At 66.1% G+C, this 14,064-nt stretch carries 16 protein-coding genes and 1 pseudogene; all 17 read right to left on the minus strand.

The genetic code is table 11. From position 1 onward, the window contains the following. Positions 1-3: 3 nt before the first annotated feature. Entirely contained in the window at positions 4-309 is a 306-nt protein-coding gene (locus I2F59_RS03160; protein WP_117637892.1) for a hypothetical protein, read from the minus strand. Positions 310-322: 13 nt separating this feature from the next. Beyond that, positions 323-748 (minus strand): hypothetical protein, encoded by a 426-nt coding sequence (locus I2F59_RS03165; RefSeq protein WP_233514508.1) that lies wholly within the window; start codon positions 746-748, stop codon positions 323-325. Positions 749-822: 74 nt separating this feature from the next. Then, entirely contained in the window at positions 823-1,068 is a 246-nt protein-coding gene (locus tag I2F59_RS03170; protein WP_195503216.1) for a hypothetical protein, read from the minus strand. A gap of 18 nt (positions 1,069-1,086) precedes the next feature. Continuing rightward, complete coding sequence (locus I2F59_RS03175; protein ID WP_195503217.1) at positions 1,087-2,268, minus strand: RNA-directed DNA polymerase; 1,182 nt, start codon at positions 2,266-2,268, stop codon at positions 1,087-1,089. Positions 2,269-2,460: 192 nt separating this feature from the next. Further along, positions 2,461-2,598, minus strand: a pseudogene (locus tag I2F59_RS10065) (hypothetical protein); the annotation flags it as partial. A 34-nt stretch (positions 2,599-2,632) separates the two neighbouring features. Then, a complete protein-coding gene (locus I2F59_RS03180) occupies positions 2,633-3,103 on the minus strand; it encodes a hypothetical protein (RefSeq protein ID WP_229065309.1) in 471 nt (156 codons plus the stop codon). 105 nt (positions 3,104-3,208) lie between these two features. Next, positions 3,209-4,117, minus strand: coding sequence for a DUF6273 domain-containing protein (locus I2F59_RS03185; RefSeq protein ID WP_195503218.1), 909 nt, complete (start codon positions 4,115-4,117; stop codon positions 3,209-3,211). A gap of 12 nt (positions 4,118-4,129) precedes the next feature. After that, positions 4,130-5,032, minus strand: a complete 903-nt coding sequence (locus tag I2F59_RS03190) for a BppU family phage baseplate upper protein (RefSeq protein ID WP_195503219.1) — start codon at positions 5,030-5,032, stop codon at positions 4,130-4,132. Positions 5,033-5,035: 3 nt separating this feature from the next. Then, entirely contained in the window at positions 5,036-5,356 is a 321-nt protein-coding gene (locus tag I2F59_RS03195; protein ID WP_117637887.1) for a hypothetical protein, read from the minus strand. Positions 5,357-5,377: 21 nt separating this feature from the next. Further along, on the minus strand, positions 5,378-7,930 hold the full coding sequence (locus I2F59_RS03200; protein ID WP_195503220.1) for a phage tail spike protein: 2,553 nt from the start codon (positions 7,928-7,930) through the stop codon (positions 5,378-5,380). Next, positions 7,930-8,643 (minus strand): distal tail protein Dit, encoded by a 714-nt coding sequence (locus tag I2F59_RS03205; RefSeq protein WP_195503221.1) that lies wholly within the window; start codon positions 8,641-8,643, stop codon positions 7,930-7,932. The genes I2F59_RS03200 and I2F59_RS03205 overlap by 1 nt, the downstream gene beginning before the upstream one ends. After that, positions 8,640-11,330, minus strand: coding sequence for a phage tail tape measure protein (locus tag I2F59_RS03210; protein ID WP_195503222.1), 2,691 nt, complete (start codon positions 11,328-11,330; stop codon positions 8,640-8,642). Before I2F59_RS03210 ends, I2F59_RS03205 begins: the two co-directional genes overlap by 4 nt. A gap of 2 nt (positions 11,331-11,332) precedes the next feature. Beyond that, complete coding sequence (locus I2F59_RS03215; protein WP_195503223.1) at positions 11,333-11,989, minus strand: Gp15 family bacteriophage protein; 657 nt, start codon at positions 11,987-11,989, stop codon at positions 11,333-11,335. Beyond that, positions 11,989-12,486, minus strand: coding sequence for a hypothetical protein (locus tag I2F59_RS03220; protein WP_195503224.1), 498 nt, complete (start codon positions 12,484-12,486; stop codon positions 11,989-11,991). Before I2F59_RS03220 ends, I2F59_RS03215 begins: the two co-directional genes overlap by 1 nt. A 108-nt stretch (positions 12,487-12,594) precedes the next feature. Further along, a complete protein-coding gene (locus I2F59_RS03225) occupies positions 12,595-13,311 on the minus strand; it encodes a phage tail tube protein (protein ID WP_195503225.1) in 717 nt (238 codons plus the stop codon). A 2-nt stretch (positions 13,312-13,313) separates the two neighbouring features. Continuing rightward, positions 13,314-13,712 carry a phage tail terminator protein gene (locus tag I2F59_RS03230; RefSeq protein ID WP_195503226.1) on the minus strand — a complete coding sequence of 133 codons (399 nt, stop codon included), beginning with the start codon at positions 13,710-13,712 and terminating at the stop codon, positions 13,314-13,316. A 1-nt stretch (position 13,713) separates the two neighbouring features. Beyond that, positions 13,714-14,064, minus strand: coding sequence for a minor capsid protein (locus I2F59_RS03235; RefSeq protein WP_195503227.1), 351 nt, complete (start codon positions 14,062-14,064; stop codon positions 13,714-13,716).

Below are 14,064 nucleotides of genomic sequence, written 5' to 3' on the forward strand. Positions count from 1 at the left end.
TGCCTACTCCTTCCCGCCTACGGTCACGCCCAACAGGGCGTCGAGCCACTTGGATGTGATGCCCACCGACTTGAACAGCGTGTAGGCCGCCTGCACGCCGCCTACCACGGCGAAGGCGCACGTGACCCATGCGCCCGGGTCTGCGGGCACGCCGCCCACGAAGCCGGTCACGACGCCCGCCAGGAGCGAGCAGCCCAGCGCCAGGATGCGCGCGGCCTTGCCGGTCATGGCCTCGGTCTTGATCAGCTGCACCGCGAACGGCACGGCGAAAGACAGCACGATGGCTGCGATTGCTTGCATTTCTGTCATTTCGGATTCCTTTCTATCGAGCCGATTCCTTGTAGAGCAGGTCAACGCGGTCGGCGATGTGGTCGACCTTCGCCGCCATGCCCTGGCTGCGCGCCTGGCTGTTCGCCAGGTCGGCGTGCAGCACCTCGTTGGAGGTCACGACGGACTCCATGAGCGCCTTCATAGCCTCCATCAGCGCGTTGCTGCGCTCCATCTGCGCGGCGATGCGGCCCTCCATCTGGCTGCGCTCGCGGTCGCGCTGCGCCCGCTCGTTCACCTCGTCCTGCTTTCGCTCCTCGCGCTTGAGGTCGATGTTCGCCTTGCGCTCGTTCTGGGCCTTGAACTCTTCTAGGAACTGCTTGCCGAAGTACAGGACCACTAGGACGAGCAGCGCGCCGAAAAGCGACCCGGGGCCGTACGGCGCGAAGATTTCCAGCACGTCGGTCATTCGTTTTCTCACCTCCTCGAATCGCTGCCGCGATTGTCCGCGAGGTGTCGCCGGGCAAAAGAAAAGCGCCCCCGAAGGGGCGCTCGCTACTCCTGCGGCGCTTCCGGCTGGTCGGGCTCCATGGCTTCCAGCTCGTTGATGCGGTCGCGCCACGTCTGGCGCTGCGAGATGATCTCGGCCACCTCCTTGGCAGCTGCGGCGATGCCCGAGAGCAGGTCGGTGATGGACGATGCGGAGAAGATGCGCTCCACCGCCTTCATGACCTTGTAGTCGCTCTGCTCAAGCTGCTGTTTGTAGCCGTTGATCTCCCCGGCGATTTCCTGTTCCGTCATGGGTCGCTCCTTCCGTTGCTAGGGTAGGGGCATGTTCCCATCCGTGTCGCCTCCAGGTTTGGACTGCATTGAGCAACCCCCCCCCGCGGGATTTCCGAACAGGCTGCGGTACAGCGCGTCCATGGCCCGCACGCTGCGGTGCGCGTCCAGCCGCTTCATGCCTCCGCGCCAGCTCTGGTAGCTCTGCTCCACCTGCTCGGGGGTCATGATGCCATCGGCGACCATGCGGGCCATCTTCTTGAGCTTGCGGCGCTCCCGCGTTATGGAGTCTCGGCACGGCTTCACGACTATGCGGCCCGTCTCCGTGTAGAAGATGCGCTTCTTCAGCCACGTGAACCCGCGCGTGAGCTTCACCACGCGCGTCTTGCGCGGGTTCAGCTCGATGCCCAGCTCGGCACATTTGCGCTCTATGAGCAGCAGGCACACCTGCAGGTAGTCCTTGGACTCGTGTATCAGGTAGAAGTCGTCCATATATCGACCGTAGGCCTCGGGGCGCAGCATCTCGATTACGTAGTGGTCAATGCGGTTGGGGTGCGCGACGGCGCATATCTGGTTCGGCTCGCTGCCCAGCCCCAGGCCCACATCGCCCTGCGCGTCTATCAGGCGGTGCTCCAAGGCGACCACGCGCGGATCTAGCAGCGCGGAGGCCACCTGGTCTTTGACGGGTTGGTGCGCTATGCGCGCGAAGTAGTCGGAGAAGTCGCCGAGCAGTATGTAGCCCTCGCGGCCGTGCCGCCTCCAGTGGTCGGCCAGGTGGCGCTTGAGCAGCTTCAGGGCGTAGTCGGTGCCGCGCCCCTTTATGTTCGCGGAGTTCGCGGCTATGAGGGTGGGCACGATCGCGGGCACGAGCGCGTTCTGCGACAGCGATTTCTGCACCACGCGCTCGGGAAAGTGCACGGCGCTGATGTGGCGCAGCTTGCCGCGCTCCCATAGGTCGAAGCGGATGAAGCCCCGGCATATGTCGCGGCCCTCCAAAAGGTCGCGGCGGGACAGGACGGCGTTTCGGAGATAGTCCTTCATGTACCGCTGCGTGGACGCCTTCCACATCACGCCGCGCGCGGCCTGCTTGGAAGCCTTGCACAGGCTGTTGAGGTCGGCCACGGTCTCAAGCGTGCACGTCTTGACGCGCTCGGCCTTGGCCTTGGCCCGCTTCTCCTCGCGGCGCTTCCGGCGTGCGGCCCTTCTTTGCTCGGAGTTCACAGAAGGCACCCCGCACGGCTTTCAATGTGGCTCTGACAGCCGCTTGAGGTATGGCCATGAAACGCGGCGAAGCCACGGAGCGCCGCGCCATGCAAGCAGCGTCCGGCCACCCTCGCGGGGTGCGTATTTACGGGCGTGAGCCCGACGGTCGCGCCTTCCTTCCTCTCCGCGCTCTGCTTTCGGCCCTGGGGCCTACTCGGTCTGGCAATAAGGGAATCCGGGGCGGGGGCGAACCCAGACGTTCGTCGCCGAGTTGTAGTTGGCATTGCCGTTGTTGTTGACGTAGCACACGTTGGACGAGGAGCCACCCATGACGGAACGCAGCCACCAATTGTACCGATATACAAGGCGCGACCGCCGCCCATTATAGCGAACGCAGGCGCTCTAGCTCGGCCTCGGCCTCGGCTATGCGCTCCTCGGTGGACTTCTTGCCGGTGACGCGCACGTTCTTGCGCGCGCCCTTTAGCAGCCTGATCTCCTCCTCGACCATGGCCGCCAGCTCCTCGAAGCGGTTGGCGTTCACGGGCAGGCCGATATCCATGAGGCACTGCATGTCGAGCATCAGCTGCTCGCAGTCGGCTATCGCCAGCGTCAGGTAACGCTTGCGCTCAAGTGCGTTGAACGAACTGTTGGGGTAGAAGCAGTCGGCGCGGTTGACGTTGTACACGATGCTGCGCGCGGTCTCCACCGTGGGCACCGCGTTCAGCAGCCTGTAGGCTTTCGGCACGACCGACGAGGAGGCCATGAGCTTGTTGACCTCCACGCGGATGGCGATGGCCTGCGTGAAGAACTTGTACTCGGACACCTCGCGGTTTCGCTGGTAGACGCCGCTCATGGCACCTCCCGGAAATAGTGGCGAAAAAAACGGCCCGCTGCGCGGGCAGGGATGCGACCGCGCAAGGCGGTCGCATCGAAAGAGAAGTATAGAGCACTCGGCTGGCTAGCCGACGAGGAAGCCGGGGCGGGGGCGAACCCAGACGTTCGTCGCCGAGGCGCAGTCGGCAGGGCCGTTGTGGCCGACGCAGCACACGTGGGACGAGGAGCCACCCATGACGGAACGCAGCCACCAATGGTACCGAGTTCCGTTCAAGCGGTGCGCGGTATCGCGGAACAGGTCGAACTGGCAGTCGAAGCCCACGCTGTAGCCCTTGGTGCCCCACACTGGGCAGCCGTACACCTCCATCTCGGAGGGCGACCACACCTTGCCGATGTCCTGCCAGCTCCAGCTGTTGGAGTCGCTGAGCGCGCCGCTCGCGCTGTAACGCTCCTCAAGCAGCACGCGCTGGGTGAGCAGGTACTTGGTCAGCCCATCGGGCAGGCACGCCTCGAACAGCTTCTCCCACGCCTTGAGGTTGCTGCCCAGGTATGGGCATTTCCGGTCGGCGGTGCCCTGATTCGTGTTGGTCGTGTTCCACATCAGGAAGCTGTCGTTGGCAACGCCGGTCACGGTCTTGGCCACGGCGATGGGCGCGGAGGCCACGAAGGCGATGTGGTGGCCTTTGGAGCTGTCGCCGCAGTAAAGGTACGGGTCGATGTGGGCAAGCAGGAACCGCACAGATTGCTGTGCGGTGACGGCGGATGCGCTCACAAGCGGCACGTCCAAGTAGTCGCCCACGCGCAGGCCCGCGAAGTTGCCGTTGGCGGCTCGCTTGTGCAGCGCGTCGTACACGCTGCCGCTGCCGATCTCTCCCGCCAGGATGGTGGCGATGTTCTGCCCGCCGTACTTGCCGATTTGGCCCTGGCGGTTGTACTCGGCGTTGTTGAGCGCCGTCTGCGCGTTTCTGCGCGCGGTATCGTCGATGACCTCGTAGCCGATGCCGCCCACCGACAGGGTTTTCGCTTGTGCCATTTCGTTGCCTTTCTACTTGAGGTTGAGGGTTGTGCCGGACGCCGTGCAGGTGCTCCCGAACGTGACGGTGCTGCCAGATGCACTGGCCTTGGAGGCGGGGCAGTACACGGTGCCGTCGTCGTAGATGAACGCGTCCGTGGCGTCGGCAAGCTTGCCGTACAGGTCGGCTATCTGCTGCCTCTGCTTGGCCATGTCCGAGCTGCCCGCGCTGCCCTGCGCCACGCTGTTGGCTATCTGCAGGGCGGTGTTGGCCGCCGCGTCGGCGTTCGAGGCCGCGCCGTTTGCCGCAGCCGTGGCGGCTTGCGAGGCCGTCTTCAGCTGCGCCGCCTCGGTGACGCGGGCGCTTTCCGCCGTGGCGCGCTTCTTCTCCGCCTCTGCGCGCCCGGTTTCGGCGGTCTGGCGTGCCTTCTCGCTCGCGGCGCGCTGGTTTTCCGCGCTCGCGCGGGAGGCCTCGGCCTTCTGCATCTGCGCGTTCAGCGCGCTCACGTCGGCTAGCTGCCCTTCGAGGTTCGCGATGATCGCCTCCACCGCATCGACGTACGGGCCGGATATCTCGCCCGACGCGCTCGCCGAGGGCAGCACGTTCACCAGGACGTTCTCGGTGGTGGCGTCCAGCCCTGCCGCGTTCCGCACGCGCACGTAGCACACCTTGAGCAGCCCGGCCACGCCGAAGACGGCGGGGTCGACCGTCACGGTGGCCACGTTGTCGCTGATGCCAGTGAACTGCTGCTCCACGTAGGTGTGGTCGGGCTTCGCAGCCATGAGGTGCACCTTGCAGCCCGTCAGGGCCGCCTTCTTGTCGCCGTCGTAGATGGCGGCCTTCAGGACCTCGGCGCTGTCGCCCTGGTGCACGGTGATGACGGGCGGCGCTATGTTGGTCTTCTTGAGGTTGAGCGTAAGCTCGTGCGTTGCCATGCCTCATTCCTTTCCTTCGGCCGCAAGTGTCCGCGATATGTCGCCGGGCTGCGCTCTGTGGACCCCGCATATCTCCTCGTCGGTGAGCGCCGAGAAGTCCACGGCGTTGGCCTCGCCGCCTTCCGCGTCCATGACGGCCACGGGGCTGGACACGAGCGTGAAGCCGCCCTTGCCGTCGAACTCGAACACGTCTTCCGATTCCACGATGGCCCGCGCCGTGGCCGGGTCGCTGATACACTCGAACACCGGAAGCGCCTCGGGCGGCTTTGGCGCGCCGTCGAGCGCCTGCGGCGCTTCGGGCTGCTGCACAAGGTGGTAGAACATTCCGTTTCCTCTCTTGCTGGTCTAGTTTCCCGTGATGCTGCTCATGCCGGTGATGATTCCGTTCACCACGTTGATGGTGCCCCACGTCCAGTTGCTGCCGTTGTTGGTTATGCACCCGATGAACTGCGTGGAGCCCGTGTACCCGTAGGTGCCGCCGGAGCCCGCGCTTGTGCCAATGGCGAACTTCGGCGCGAGTATCCTGGCGGTGCCTGACGCGCCGAGGTCGGCACGCCCGTTGTCCAGGTACAGGTAGTTGCTCGAGTTCTCCTGCAGCTTCACATACGGCGATCCGCCCCCGCTGCTGTTGCCGCTCCTCATGTACAGCATCTCGTCGGGGAGGCTCATGTGCCCCTTGTAGTAGGGGGTCGTGAGCCTCGTTTGCCGGTAATAGCGGTTCGCGCTAAGGAACCCGTAGCCGCATGCCGATATGCCTACACCGTCGGTCGCAGTCTTTATCGGGTTGTCCACGGCGTGGAGCGCCTCGATGGTGCAGTATTCGGCCGTGTTGTTGACGAACGACGCGCCGGGCCGGTTGTCCGTCGTGGTGCCCGTTGTGATGTAGTTCGTGGACGACGTGCCCACCATGTTGCAGCGGAACATGGCGGTGTTGCCCACCAGCACGGTGCCGGCGATGATGGAGCCGGTCTTACTGTATATCTGGAAGCCGTTGGTGGCGTTGATGTACACCTTGTTGCCGTTGCTGTCCGTCATGAAGATGGAGCCGTCGCGCAGGTAGAAGGCGCCGCTGTCGAGGTCCCAGTAGGAGTTCCCGCCCTTGATTCGGCCCGTGGTCAGCTCGTCGGCGGTCACGCCGTCGCCGGTGATGGCCGTGCGCCACTTCCAGGCTCCGGTGGAGTACTTGGAGTTGGCCACGCCGATGACGCCGCCGCCTATCTTCACGCACTTGGTCGCGCTTTCCGGCTTCTTGTCGTACACGAGGATGCCCTGGCCCGGCTCCTCGTACACCCAGCCGCCCGTGGTGTTTATCTCGCTGTTGAGCATTTCCACGATCTTCTTGCGGATATCCGTCGGCAGCTGGTCGAGCTGTTTCTGCAGCCCATCCACCTCGCCCTCGGCGCTCGTCAGCCGTTCGTTCAGCTTGTCCGTGACGCCTTCCAGGTACTCCTTGTTGGCCTCGTCTATCTGCTTGAGCACGCTCTCGCTTTGCTCTATCGACGTGTCGGTGTACAGGCGCAGCACCTCGTCCAGGGTCAGGTTGCCGTCGTCGGAGTACTTCTTCAGCGCCTTCTCCAGCGTGGTGTCCCCGTTGTCGGCGTACTCCTTGAGGGCCTTGTCCAGCTCGTCCCTTATCTGGTCGGTGTAGTCCTGGGCGGCCCCGCCGACCTCCTTGGTGTACGCCTTCTGGCGCTCCTCGGCGGCCGCCAGGCTCTCGCCCCATTTGCCGGTCGAGGCCTTGTTCGAGGCGTTCACGGCCTCGGTCACGGTCGCCCGGATGGTCGAGGCCGTGGACTTGGCGGCGGACTTCTGCGCGGCCATCAGCTCGGCGACCGTCTGGTAGTTGCCGAACGTGTAGGTGACCTCGCCGGGGCGCAGCTGGTCCTCGACCACCTTCGTGATGCGGGTCTGGACGCGCAGGGGAGGGTTGTACACCATGTCGAGCACGGTCACGAGGTCGCCCTCGTCAGCGCCCTCGAAGCCCTCGCCGGCCCTGGCGAGCGCCACGGCGTCCACGGTGTACGACACGACCGGGACGCACGATTTCGCCAGCTGCGCCTCGGTGAGCTTCTTCAGCTCGGCCGCGTCCTCGCAGTCGGAGAACTCCACGTCGCCGAACACGTGCGCCTTGCCGCCCTTGCCGTCGGGCCGTCCCCAGCGGGCCAGAGCGTCGGCGCTGCCCACCCAGTTCTGCCCGCCGTTCACGTCGCCGAACGTCAGCTTTCGGTCGTAGCCGCCCGTCAGGTTGCCGTCGTCGTCGGTGGTCTGCAGGGATTTGCCGTAGCCGTACAGGGCGGTGCACACGTTGCCCTCGTCAACGCTTCGGCGGACGCTCACGAGGTCCTTGGCGTAGGTGAAACGCTTGCCGTTGTCCTCGCCGACCTGCTTGGCCATGCAAACGCGGCGCGAGGTCACCTTGGTGCCGCTCACCTGTATCTCGAACGACAGCTCGCCGCCCCAGGTGTCCGCCACGTCGTGTATGGCCGCCCATGCGTTGGTGTGGTAGAAGTTCGTGCCCGCCTGCCCGAGGTCATCGACGGTGCCGACCTGCCAGCGCGAGGAGGACAGCGCCGAGGCCAGCGCGGTGTATGCGCTCACGTCGTAAGGGCGCTTGTCCTCCAGGTAGTCGCCCAGCAGCTCGACCTGCGCGGAGGTGGGGCAGTAATACGTGTAGAGGATGCCCGCGCTCGCGCGCTCTTCCTCCACGCCGTCCACGATGTTCTCGTGCCATCGGCCCTTGAGGTCGCGCCACACCAGGCGGTCGCCCTTGTCCAGGCGCGCCAGCGTGGTGATGCTCAAGGCGTTCTCGCCGTTGACCTCGCGCGTGTCCTTGCACTCGAACAGCGTCTTGATGGGCCCCTTGTACGTCTCCCATCTGTTCGTGACCCATAGCAGCATCAGCCCACGTACCTTTCCGTCCATCTCACTACCGCAGTCCCGCTCGACACCCGCAGCGTGTTCGCCCCGGGTTCGAGCGAGAAGAAGTCGCTGTCGAACGTCACGCGCGCCGCCGATCTGCTCACCGTCGCCTGCGGCGCGGCCATGTCTATCACCACCGGGGTCGATGCCGATACGGCTTCGTCGACCTGCACGTACTGCCCCGTGTCCATGTTCGTCAGGCGCAGCGTGGAGGTGTTGCCGCCCGGCGTGATGGTCACGACCGGGTACGTGCGGAACGTCCCGCCGACCTGCAGCGAGGAGGTGCCCGAGAACGTGGCCTGCGCGTCCGCCCCGTAGGCTATGGGGTCGTACGCGGTGAAGGTCAGCGTCGCCTCTCCCGTGTGCCAGAGCGTGTCGAGTTCGCCGGGGGACGTGAGCACCGCCTTGTAGCGCAGGCCCAGGTGGCGCTCGTCGTCCAGCCATAGGTCCGCCTCATTCAGGCACAGCAGCCTCGACGCCATGAGGCGGCGAACCGCCGCCATGTCGTCGGTGGGGCGGGCGCGGAAGGCCGCCGTCACGTCTATGGACAGCGGCTTCAGGTCCGCGCGCATGAACCGCTCGCCGGGCGTTCCCGGCACGGTCCTGGTGGTTATGTCGTAGTCGGGTAGCAGCGAGCGGGTCATGAGCCGGGTGTCGAACCATGGCCCGAAGTCGAAGCCGTTGTATATCATGCGAAGCACTCCTGCCGTTTGATCTCCTTCGCGATTTGGCGGGAGATTTTCTCGATATCGGCCTCCTCCCGCACGGTCGCGTACACGTTGATGGTCACGTTTGTGTCGCCGCGCGCGGCCCCGCCCTTGCCGTCGAGCAGCTTGGCGATGCCCTCGGCGAGCGGGCGCGCGCCGCGCTCGTTGAACGGCACGACGCCCTCCGGGCCGGCCTCGCCGACGCCGATGACGCTGGGGCCGTTGAACACGCCGCCCTTCGCGTACCAGCTGAGCCCGAAGCTCGGGACGGAAGGCGGGTCGATGCTGAACGAGCCGTTGACGGACAGGTGCGGCAGCTTGAGGTCCGGCAGCGACCACGAGAAGTTGAAGTACCCCTTTATCGTGTCGATGACGTTGCGCACGGTGTCCCGCGCGTTCTGTATCGGCGTCTCTATGGCGCTCTTGATGGAGTCCCACACGCTCGACACGGTGTCACGCGCGGCGCTGAACACGCTGGAGATGGTGTCTCGGATGCCGTTCACGATGCCGGATATGGTCGAGCTGATGCCGCCCCACACGCTCGACGCGGTGGAGCTGACCGCCCCCCATATGGAGTTCCACACGGCCTGGATTGCCGACAGCACCGCCGAGATGGTGGAGCTGATGGCGTCTATGGCCGCGCCTATCGCCCAGCTGATGCCGCCCCATATGGTGGACGCCGTGGAGCTGACCGCGCCCCAGACCGTGCTCCACACCTCCTGGATGATGCCGAGGACCGTCTGTATGTTCGTCTGCACGGCGGTGATGTAGGTCGACACCGCCCAGCTGATGGCCTCCCACACCGCGCTCGCCACGGAGCTGACCGCGCCCCAGGCGGCGGACCACCACTCGGAGAGCACGGTCAGCACGGCGGTGATGTTCTGGCTCACGGCCTCCAGGTAGGCGCCCACCGCCGCGCATATGGCGTCCCACGCCGCGCTCAGCTGGCTGCCGAAGTTCTCCCAGATGAAGGTCCACGGGGCGAGCAGCACCTCTATGGCGAGGTTCAATATCTCGCCTAGCAGCATGACCGCCACCTGCACCACGTTGCAGATGCCGTCCCAGATGCTCGCGGCGGTGTCGGCCATCCCCTGGAAGAACCCGGCTATGGCCTCTATGGCGCCCTGCACCGTGGCGCATATCCCGTCCCAGATTCCGCCCAGCGTCTCGCCGAGCTGGGAGAAGAACCCGCCGACGGACTGCGCGACCTCGCCCGCGACCTGCACGGCGACCTGGAACGCCTGGCATACCGCGTCCCAGATTGCCGTTACCGCGTCGCGGAACCCCTCGCAGTTGTTCCACAGCAGCACGACGGCGGCGATGATGGCCGCGATGGCCGCGACCACGGGATGGGCGGCTATGAGCCCCAGCGCGCCGGTGCCCAGCTTGCCGACCACCTGGAAGGCCGCGCCGATTTTCGGCACGGTGTCCACGACGGTGCCGACCGTCGAAAGCACGGGGCCGATGGCGGCCGCTATCGTGGCGATCGCGAGAACGGCGGTCTGGCCGCCCTCGCCGATGCCTGCGAACCACTCGGAGAACGACTTGACGACGCCGGCCACGTTGGTGGCGATGTTGAGGAGCGGCTGCCCCAGCGGCTCGATGGAGCCCTGCAGCTCGCGCATGGCCTCCTGCGACTTCACGGCGAAGCTATCGGAGGCGGCCTCCTGGGCCTGCTCTGCGGCGCCGGCCACGTCGCCGAAGCTGTCCTGCACGCCCGCCAGGGACTCGATCATGCCCATGGCGTTGTCCTCGCCGAGCGAGGACCACAGGGTGGAGGCCAGCGCGGCCTTGTCGTATTCGTTGGGCATCTGCGTCAGGTCGCCCAGCACCGCCTGCAGCATGTCCTCGGCGGTGGCGCTTCCGTTCTTGAAGTTCTCGAATACCTCCTGCGTGCCCTCGCTGAACGAGCCGATGGACTCCTCCATGCGGCCGTCCGCCAGCGCGGTCAAAAACTCGTTGAGGTAGTCGCCCACCTTGTCGAGGTTGTACGCGCCGTTGGACGTGCCGGCCTCCAGCAGGCTGAAGTACTCGCTGGCGCTCATGCCGGCCTCGCCCCAGCGCACGCTGTACTCGCTCAGGTTGTCGCCCAGCTCGTCGGTGTAGTTCAGGCCGCGCTGCATGCCCGCCGTGAGCAGGTCGCTGGCCTCGGTGGCGGACAGGCCGAAGCCCTCCATGAGGGCGTTGGTGCCGCGTATGGACTCGTTCACGTCGGCACCGAACGTCTGCGACAGCATCAGCGCGTTGGTGGTGACGGTCTGCAGGTCCTCGTCGGACACGTCGCGCAGGGTGGACTTGCACTGAATGAGCGCGTCGTTGACCTCGTCCAGGGACTGGCCCCAGCCTCCCTCGTAGATGCGCTTGCCTATGCCGCTGAAGCGTTCCGCCTCCTCGCCGGATACGCCGAACGCGGCGGCTATGCGGGCGTTGGCCTGCTCGTAGTCGCTGGCCACGCCGAACACGGCCTTGCCGGCGGCCACCACGGGCGCGGTGAGCGTCAGCGTGGCGGCGGTGCCGGCCTTCTTGAACGAGGATGACAGCTTCGCCGCCTTCTCGTCGCCTTCGGTTATGTTCTTCCAGGAGATGCCCTGGAGGTCGCGCTCCAGGGCTTTGATGTTCTTGGATACGTCTACGGTGTCGAGCACCGCTTTGATGATGACGCTGCCGTCCATGCTCACCTCGTTGCTCTCTTGAGCGCGGCGAAAACATCGCGCATCGCCGCGTCGCTTCCTTCCTCAGAGCCGTGTGAGCTGCGGCCTTTGCCGAGTTCGAACGCCTTGTGGGCGGCGTTCCAGGCCTCGACCTCCTGCCTGTTGTATTTGGTTGGCTTCGGCTTGGTCGCCGGGTTGCGGTAGTGGATGGCGGCGCCGAGCGGCGTGTCCTGCGGGCATCCGCCGACGAGCGCCACGAACTCGGCGAAGCTGATCCGCCCTCGCACCTCGTCCCACTCGATGCCGTAGGCCTGCCGGAAGCTGATGCGGATGCGCGCGGCGTCCTCTTCGAGGTCCCACAGAGGCGTTTCGTGCGGGCGGTTGCCGGTCAGGTCCAGCCCGCACATATCCCACACCGCCGCGTCGCGCATCCGCATGAACTCGGCGGCGTCGTAGTCGCATGCGCACCACGCGTCCGCCCAGTCCACGAAGAACAGCGCCAGGAACTCGTCCCGGCGCTGTTCGTCGGACTTGCCCTCGTCGGTCAGCACCTCGATAACGCGGATGATCGTGAGCGCGTCGTCGCGCACCAGCACGTCCTCGCCGTTCCACGGGTAGCGCGTGGCGCTGGTCCCGTCCGGCAGCCGCACCCGCTCCGCCGTGAGCGCGGCGGGGAGCATTACTTGCCCTTCTTGCGCTTGCCCTTGGCGCGGCGCTGTGCGCGGTTGAGCGCATGCACCTGTCCCGCGCGGTCGCTGTAGGCCAGCCCGCACGCGATCAGCTGCTCGCTCGTGGCGTGGCGCGCCAGCATGTTCAGGAACGTGGCGAACACCTCGCCCAAGATGCGGATGTTCTCCTCCGGCACGATGGGGCCCTCGTCGCCGCCCATCCACGCGAGCAGCTCCTCCCAGCCCTCGGTGCCGATGAACGCCGAGACGGTGCGCTTCATGAGGCGGGCCTGCGCGGCGTTGGCCTCTGCCACCTTCTCGGGGGTGTCCGCCTCGCGCGCCATTTCCTCGTTGGCCTGCGCGCGGTCGATGGCGTTGCCGACCTTGGCCAGGTACTCCTCGATGTGCTTGTCGTCGAACCACACGCGGAAGCGCGGCGTGTCGGGGTTCTCCTCTGGGTCCTCGAAGTACACGTCCTCGTACGCGCGGATGTTTTTCAAAAGTTCCATTTGCTGCCCCTTTCGTGAGCGGTGAGCGTTGGGCATAGAAAAGGGGCGCGGGCCGCTCACTAGCCCGCGCCCCCATGTCTGGGAGGTTATGTCTGGTGTCGCCTGGCGCTACTTCGCCGCCACGGTCACCTCCACCTGCGTGCAGAGGCTCGGCTTGGACGCGCAGCGCACGGTGATGACGGCCTTGCCCGCCGCCACGCCGGTCACGTTGCCGTCGCTGTCCACGGTCGCAATGTCGGTGTTGCCGGAGGCGAAGAAGCACTTGGGGTTCGCCTCGGCGGGCATCACCGCAGGCGCCAGCTTCACGGACTTGCCGACGGCGGCCCCGGTCGGCGCGGTGCACGTCACGCTTGCAGGCTGCTTCAGCTTGTTGGCCTCGATGAAGCTCATGGCGCCCGCCCCGGAGATGGTGCAGGAGAACGCGCCCGGGTCGGATGCCGCGCCCTGCTGGGAGCCTACGGTCAGGTTCAGGTAGGTGCAGTCGCCCTCCACCACGTCGCCGTTGGGGTCGGTGTGGCGGAAGTGGCCCGTGCGGCCGTCGCCGGTCTCCAGCGCCAGGCTGGCCACGTAGTCCTGCGCGGGGTCGCCGTAGCAGCGGTCGCCCGTGACCTCGTACTGCGGCTGCACGCTCTTCACCTTGTCGGTGGGCGTGCCGTAGCCGTCGTAGTAGTCCTTGGTGTCGGTGGTCTCGTTCGTGGCCGGCTTAATTTCGGTGATGCCGCGCGAGAAGATGGCCCACGTGGGGGTCGCCGCCTCGGGCGTGATGTCAACCTCCAGCGCGCTCATGTAGTTTGGTGCGAATCCGAGGTCTTGATTCTTTGCCATCGTCATCCCTTCTCTATGGTTATGATCGCTTTGATTCGGAACTCCCACAGGTACGGCCCGCCCTCCGGCGGCGTTATCTCCTGCGGCTCGGTGTACAGCGCCGCGCTCGTGAACCCGTAGGAGCCTGTGGGCGAGGACAGGTCGGCGCCGTCCAACGCGTCGGCCAGGTCGTAGGCGTCGTTCATGGCCTTGGCCTCGGAGGTGGCCTTCACGATGACCTGCAGCACGTATCCCACGCGGCGGGTGCCGTCCATGTGGCGCACCACGTCGGCCGTGGGCATGGGACGCAGCACAATCGCGTCGTCGTGGCCGCGCGATGCTGCCAGGCGGGTGAGGAGCACCGGGCCGTAGCCCAGGGCCTCTATGGCGGCCTTCGCCGCCTCCATCACGTCCGGGGCCATATCACGCCTCCTCGGTCAGGAGGTCGACTGCCAGGCGCTTCCAGTCCTCGCCGTGCGCGTCCTTCGCGGCCTTCGGCCAGTCGGCCCTCGCCCTCGGGTTCTTGCCGTGCTTGATGGAGCCGTCGGGCAGCTCTCGCACGGCGGCGGCGTAGTCTGCGTCCCATATGACGAAGCCCTGCCTGAAGTCGGAGGCCGCCTGCATGGTTTTGTGCAGGTGCTGGGAGTCCTCGGGCGTGTAGGCGTTCATGTCCTCGGCCACGCTCATGGCGAACTTCACCTGCTTGGCTTCCAGCTCCTTCGCGCTGAAACGCTTCATGAGCTTGGTCAGGTCGACCGTCACTGCTGCGGGCAT

It is taken from the genome of Collinsella aerofaciens (assembly GCF_015556945.1).
GTDB classification, from domain to species: Bacteria; Actinomycetota; Coriobacteriia; order Coriobacteriales; family Coriobacteriaceae; genus Collinsella; species Collinsella aerofaciens_AO.

Excerpts from the sequence above, each read along its gene's own strand:
- I2F59_RS03160 (WP_117637892.1), bottom strand. The coding sequence starts at position 309 with ATGACAGAAATGCAAGCAATCGCAGCCATCGTGCTGTCTTTCGCCGTG.
- I2F59_RS03170 (WP_195503216.1), bottom strand. The coding sequence starts at position 1,068 with ATGACGGAACAGGAAATCGCCGGGGAGATCAACGGCTACAAACAGCAG.
- I2F59_RS03180 (WP_229065309.1), bottom strand. The coding sequence starts at position 3,103 with ATGAGCGGCGTCTACCAGCGAAACCGCGAGGTGTCCGAGTACAAGTTC.
- I2F59_RS03185 (WP_195503218.1), bottom strand. The coding sequence starts at position 4,117 with ATGGCACAAGCGAAAACCCTGTCGGTGGGCGGCATCGGCTACGAGGTC.
- I2F59_RS03190 (WP_195503219.1), bottom strand. The coding sequence starts at position 5,032 with ATGGCAACGCACGAGCTTACGCTCAACCTCAAGAAGACCAACATAGCG.
- I2F59_RS03195 (WP_117637887.1), bottom strand. The coding sequence starts at position 5,356 with ATGTTCTACCACCTTGTGCAGCAGCCCGAAGCGCCGCAGGCGCTCGAC.
- I2F59_RS03200 (WP_195503220.1), bottom strand. The coding sequence starts at position 7,930 with ATGCTGCTATGGGTCACGAACAGATGGGAGACGTACAAGGGGCCCATC.
- I2F59_RS03205 (WP_195503221.1), bottom strand. The coding sequence starts at position 8,643 with ATGATATACAACGGCTTCGACTTCGGGCCATGGTTCGACACCCGGCTC.
- I2F59_RS03210 (WP_195503222.1), bottom strand. The coding sequence starts at position 11,330 with ATGGACGGCAGCGTCATCATCAAAGCGGTGCTCGACACCGTAGACGTA.
- I2F59_RS03215 (WP_195503223.1), bottom strand. The coding sequence starts at position 11,989 with ATGCTCCCCGCCGCGCTCACGGCGGAGCGGGTGCGGCTGCCGGACGGG.
- I2F59_RS03220 (WP_195503224.1), bottom strand. The coding sequence starts at position 12,486 with ATGGAACTTTTGAAAAACATCCGCGCGTACGAGGACGTGTACTTCGAG.
- I2F59_RS03225 (WP_195503225.1), bottom strand. The coding sequence starts at position 13,311 with ATGGCAAAGAATCAAGACCTCGGATTCGCACCAAACTACATGAGCGCG.
- I2F59_RS03230 (WP_195503226.1), bottom strand. The coding sequence starts at position 13,712 with ATGGCCCCGGACGTGATGGAGGCGGCGAAGGCCGCCATAGAGGCCCTG.
- I2F59_RS03235 (WP_195503227.1), bottom strand. The coding sequence starts at position 14,064 with ATGCCCGCAGCAGTGACGGTCGACCTGACCAAGCTCATGAAGCGTTTC.